The sequence below is a fragment of the Oleiphilus sp. HI0061 genome (assembly GCF_001635675.1).
Window position 1 is genome coordinate 1 of record NZ_LWFE01001767.1, and the last position, 1,140, is coordinate 1,140.

Annotated in this window: 1 protein-coding gene; it reads right to left on the bottom strand. The window is 45.8% G+C overall.

Features of this window, described 5'->3' with window-relative positions; all coding sequences use genetic code 11:
• Positions 1 to 981: ATP-dependent helicase (locus A3735_RS26985; RefSeq protein WP_156499959.1), on the bottom strand; the 981-nt coding region annotated here is incomplete at its 3' end.
• Positions 982 to 1,140: the final 159 nt, after the last annotated feature.

A 1,140-nucleotide genomic window follows, 5' to 3' on the forward strand; every position in this document is an offset into this window, starting at 1 on the left:
GGTAGAGGGGTTTGACTCATGTGATTTGCAAAGCAGTGCTTGTCGCCCTGAGTTGTGGGAAATCAGGTGGTTCGCTAATAAAGAAACGCAATGCCCATAGCGGAATGAGTAGCTCAAATTGAGCTTCTGCGTCCCTGGAAACTGTTGGGAAAAGCCGTTAATGATGTATTCGGGTTTTGCGCCGCGGAACTCGTATATCGTCTGATCAGGGTCGCCAACGACGGTCACTTTGGCGCGGTCCCCTGCGATATAGCTTAACAGTGCGTGCTGAAGGTCGTTGGTGTCCTGGTATTCATCGACCAGCACAATATCCATCTTGTTGCTAACAAGCTTTTCTAAAGAGGGATTTTGCTGAATAGCGATCACGGTATCGTAAAGCATATCCGTGTAGCTGATTCTGGCGTTGTGTTTTCGCCAGCTTTCGAAGACATCAAACAATTGAGGAAGAAAGCCGAACTTATCGCTCAAATCAAGATCATAGAGGGTTTGTTGAGGTGACAGCAGGCCATTTTTAACGGATTCGATAAACTGGTGGCCTGCTTCAACGTAATCTTTCTTATTACGTTTGGCATCTTTAAGGGCTTCGGAATCAAGTATTTGATTTAGCATTCGCCAGATATGAAAGTCGATCTCCTTATCACTGAGGATTTGTTTATTAAATGGTCGCAGTTGCCCTTCTTGAATAAAACGTTGGTATAGCCGATAACCCATCGCATGAAAGGTTCGCACCTCGGGAAGGCGGCTATGGTGGTTACCGATCCGTCTTAGTTTGGCGGCAAAGTCGGTCTTTGCTGCTTTGTTGAACATTAGGATGAGAATTCGCCGTGCATCATGGCCCTGGCTCAATAGATATACTATCCGATGAGCTAGGGTCGTTGTTTTACCGCTGCCTGCGACAGCAGTGACCACATAATGAGCAAGGGGTGATTCTACAACCTTAATTTGCTCGGGGGTCAGGGTGATATCTTGGCTTGGATGCATGCAGTGAATACTTGTTAGCGGTGACTTATTTTTGTGGTAATTGATACAAATAAAGTGATTGCCAGGCAGTGCTTTACTGGGGCTTCAAATTACATGACAATGGCGCCTTGGTGTAGCGTAGAGTTAACTTAAGACTCTCTCTCAACTCAACAACTAAGA